Below are 3,636 nucleotides of genomic sequence, written 5' to 3'. Positions count from 1 at the left end.
TCAGTGCTTGGCCAGCAGGACCGAAAGCTCGCGGCCCAGGGTGTCGTCCAGCAGGGGCTTTTCCACCACGGTGACGCCGCTGACGCCCTGCCGGTGCAGCCGCTCGACATCGCCGGTCAGCACGATGGTCGGGCGGCCGGGGATCGGGGCCGGCAGCGGGGCCGAGCCGTCGTCGATGATCACGCAGGCGGCCGCCCGGCACTCCACGCAGGACGCGCAGGCGTCCGCGCACGGGGGGGCCGTGACGCTGTAGCCGTCCGTCTCCAGCGAAAAGCGCAGGGCCTCGCGCAGGGGCTCGTCGGCCACGAGCAGTAAAATCAGGGGTCGGACCGCATCGCCGTCCGACAGGTCGGACCGGTCGCACATGACTAAAACCTTCGCAGCGGTCCAGGCCGCTGGCTTTGATCCGGGTCAAAACGGCCCGCTAAAGGGGTGACGCATAAGGAGTTTCCCTTAGCGAGGGCTCCTTAGGCGCGGTCCCCGAATTTCCCAGGTTTTGCGTTGGCGCAATAACGGTCGGGCAAACAGGGGCTTTCCAATGCTTTCTCCGATCCGCGCTCAGGTCTTCGAACCGACCATCGGCCTCGACGCCAGCCTCGACGCCGTGCTGGCCACGCCGGGCGCCTGCCCGCGCTTCGCCCGCGACGAGGAAATCTTCGGCGAAGGCGAAAGCGCCGACTATGTCTATCAGGTGATGTCGGGCGCCGTGCGCACCTACCGCATCCTGCGCGACGGTCGCCGCCAGATCGACGAATTCCATTTCGCCGGCGACTATTTCGGCCTGGAACTGGGCGAGGCTCACCGCATCACGGCCGAGGCGATGACCGACGCCACCGTCCGCATGATCCGTCGCGGGACCCTCAACGACCTGGCCGCCAAGCGCGGCGACGCGGCCCGGGCCATCCTGCGCCTGACCGCCGAAGGCCTGCAACGCAGTCAGGACCACGTTCTGATGCTGGGCCGCCGCTCGGCCTGCGAGCGCGTCGCCGGCCTGCTGCTGGACATCGCCGAACGCACCCACGCCAAGGCCGAGCTGGACGTGCCGATGAGCCGCCAGGACATGGCCGACTATCTGGGCCTGACCATCGAGACCGTCTCGCGCACCCTGACGAGCCTGCAGGACGAGGGCCTAATCGCCCTGCCCAGCGTGCGCCACGTGGTGCTGCAGGACCGCCGGGCCCTGGAGCGCATGACGGCCTAGGATTTCACCCGCTCATCCGAATACCGCGCCTTCCTAGGCCTTGTGCCTAGGAAGGCGGAGGTGTCGGCGGCCTGATTGATCGAAGGCCAAATTCTACACGCCCCCTTCGTCGCTCCGCTCCAGCCCCGCGATCGTCGCCTCCTGCTCGGGACCGACCTCGCCGACCGCGCGTAGCACCGCCTCGCGCAGGGCGAAGATCAGCATCGCCGTCAGTATGGCCGTGTTCAGCGCGAACGGGCCCCAGCCGATCCGCTCGTAGAGCAGCACGAACAGCGGCGCGACCACCACGTTGAGGCCGTTGATCGCGGCGATGGCCCCGGCCGCTCCGGCCTGATCCTTGGCCGCCACCGACAGCGACGCCCCAGCCGTGAAGCCCGGGCGCGCGAAACCATAGCCCAGGCTGGCGATCGCATAGCCGATGGCGACGGCCGCGTAGTCGGGCGCCAGCGCCACCACCACATTGCCCAGGGCCGCGGCCCCGACGCCCCAGCGCATCAGTTCGCGCGGCCCCATCCGGAACATGCGGATCAGGCCCCACTGGGCCAGAAGGCCCGCCACCGCGCCGGCGGCCATGGCCAGGGTGATGAAGCCCTGCGCCTTCACCGGGGGCAGGCCCAGCTTGTCGATGATCAGGAAGCCCAGGGTCTGGGTCTGGGCCGTCTGGCACGAGGCGACCAGAAACCCGAAGATCAGGAAGGGCTTGAGGCGTGGGTCCCGCCATAGCGCCGCGCTTTCCCCGCGCCAGGGCAGGCCCAGCCTGCGGCGCGGCGGGGTGTCGCCTCGGCCTGGTTTGAAGGTCTCGGGCAGGCCGCGCCGCACGACGACCAGCATGATCGCCGCGATGGCGGCGAAGGCGAACATCGGCCCGGCCAGGCCCACGACGGGCAGTACGAACAGCGGGGCCAACAGCGGTCCGACCACCGTGCCCAGACCGAAGGCGCCGGCCAGGGTGGCCATGGTCTGGGTGCGTTCCTGGCGGCTGGTGCGCTCGGCCATATAGGCCTGGGTCGCCGGGTTGGCGGCCGAGCCGATGCCGCCGAACAGCGCTCGCGACAGCAGGAAAAGCACGAAGATCACCATCGGCGGCGCCAGGTGATGCAGGCCCGCCGACACGACGATCCCGCACAGGATCATCGAGATGCAAAATCCCGCAAGCCCTAGAATTATCAAGGGTTTGCGCCCTCTCAGGTCGGACTGACGGGCCCACAGCGGCGAGGTGAACGCCCACAGCACCGCCGACAGCGAGAAGATCGCCGCGACCATGGCGTCGGGAATGCCGATCTGGCGGCCGATGGCGGGCAGGACCGACAACATGCCGGTGTTCCCCAGGGCGGTCGCCACGGACACGCCGAAGAGAATCGCGAACGGGCCACGGTTGCTCCGGGCTTCTTGGGTCACGCCAGTCATCAAACAACCGTTAGACCCGCCCGCACGCGCGCGCAACGTGTCGCAGCCGAGCTTTCGCCGCGAACGTCAGGTCGGGAACCTTGGATTAAGCATTAACTCCCATGATGCCCCGTCAATCTCGGGGTCGGCGCCAACACCATGTTCCAGATCATCGGCATCGTTCTGCTTTTCGGCCTGGTGTTCGGCTCGTTCATCATGTCCGGCGGCAAGATGGACGTCATCATCGAGGCCGCGCCGCACGAGCTGATGTGTATCCTCGGCGCGGGCATCGCCTCGTTCCTGATTTCCAACTCGATGACCGTGGTCAAGGCCACGGGCGCGGGCTTCGGCAAGATCTTCAAGGGTCCCAAGTGGAAGCCGGCCGACTATCGCGACCTGCTCAGCCTGCTGTTCCTGCTGACCAAGACGATGAAGTCCAAGGGCGTCATCGCCCTGGAAAGCCACATCGAAAAGCCGCACGAGAGCAAGATTTTCGAACGCTATCCGAAGATCACCCACGACCACTTCGCCGTCGACTTCATCTGCGACACCCTGCGGATGATGACCATGAACCTGGAGGATCCCCACCAGGTCGAGGACGCGATGGAAAAGCAGCTCGAGAAGCACCACCACGAGGCGCTCGAGCCCGCCCACGCCCTGCAGAGCATGGCCGACGCCCTGCCCGCGCTCGGCATCGTCGCCGCCGTGCTGGGCGTCATCAAGACCATGGGCTCGATCACCGAGCCGCCGGCCGTGCTGGGCGCGATGATCGGCGGCGCGCTGGTCGGCACCTTCCTGGGCGTGTTCATGGCCTATGGCCTGGTCGGCCCGATGGCCGCCCGCCTGCAGGCCGTCGTCAACGAGGACGCGGCCTTCTACAAGATCATCCAGGCCGTCCTGGTCGCCCACCTGCACGGCAACGCCGCCCAGATCTCGGTCGAGATCGGCCGCGGCAACGTGCCGAGCCCCGCCCAGCCCAGCTTCGCGGAGCTGGAAGAGGCCCTGGGCCAGATCCCGAACGAATAGAGCTGTCAGCGGGGCTGATCACG

Annotated in this window: 4 protein-coding genes; 2 read left to right on the top strand and 2 right to left on the bottom strand. The window is 67.8% G+C overall.

All coding sequences use genetic code 11. From position 1 onward, the window contains the following. Positions 1-366: a nucleoside transporter gene (locus VJ655_RS03000; RefSeq protein WP_324098100.1), complete on the bottom strand. Its 366-nt coding sequence runs from the start codon at positions 364-366 to the stop codon at positions 1-3. A 172-nt stretch (positions 367-538) separates the two neighbouring features. Between VJ655_RS03000 and VJ655_RS02995 the strand changes: the two genes are divergently transcribed. After that, positions 539-1,201, top strand: a complete 663-nt coding sequence (locus VJ655_RS02995) for a helix-turn-helix domain-containing protein (RefSeq protein WP_324098098.1) — start codon at positions 539-541, stop codon at positions 1,199-1,201. A gap of 93 nt (positions 1,202-1,294) precedes the next feature. Here the strand turns inward: VJ655_RS02995 and VJ655_RS02990 are convergent, their stop codons facing one another. Beyond that, positions 1,295-2,608: an MFS transporter gene (locus VJ655_RS02990; RefSeq protein ID WP_324098096.1), complete on the bottom strand. Its 1,314-nt coding sequence runs from the start codon at positions 2,606-2,608 to the stop codon at positions 1,295-1,297. A gap of 138 nt (positions 2,609-2,746) precedes the next feature. On the opposite strand from VJ655_RS02990, the gene motA reads away from it, so the two are divergent. Beyond that, positions 2,747-3,613, top strand: coding sequence for a flagellar motor stator protein MotA (gene motA, locus VJ655_RS02985; protein WP_324098094.1), 867 nt, complete (start codon positions 2,747-2,749; stop codon positions 3,611-3,613). Positions 3,614-3,636 lie beyond the last annotated feature (23 nt).

The organism is Caulobacter sp. (genome assembly GCF_035254145.1).
Lineage (GTDB): Bacteria > Pseudomonadota > Alphaproteobacteria > Caulobacterales > Caulobacteraceae > Caulobacter.
The sequence above is the reverse complement of the archived record's forward strand: the minus strand, read 5'-3'. Positions and strand labels throughout refer to the sequence as shown.

What these genes read in the sequence shown, in the direction of transcription:
- VJ655_RS02995 (WP_324098098.1), top strand. Translation starts at nt 539, where the DNA reads ATGCTTTCTCCGATCCGCGCTCAGGTCTTCGAACCGACCATCGGCCTC.
- VJ655_RS02990 (WP_324098096.1), bottom strand. Translation starts at nt 2,608, where the DNA reads ATGACTGGCGTGACCCAAGAAGCCCGGAGCAACCGTGGCCCGTTCGCG.
- motA (WP_324098094.1), top strand. Translation starts at nt 2,747, where the DNA reads ATGTTCCAGATCATCGGCATCGTTCTGCTTTTCGGCCTGGTGTTCGGC.
- VJ655_RS03000 (WP_324098100.1), bottom strand. Translation starts at nt 366, where the DNA reads ATGTGCGACCGGTCCGACCTGTCGGACGGCGATGCGGTCCGACCCCTG.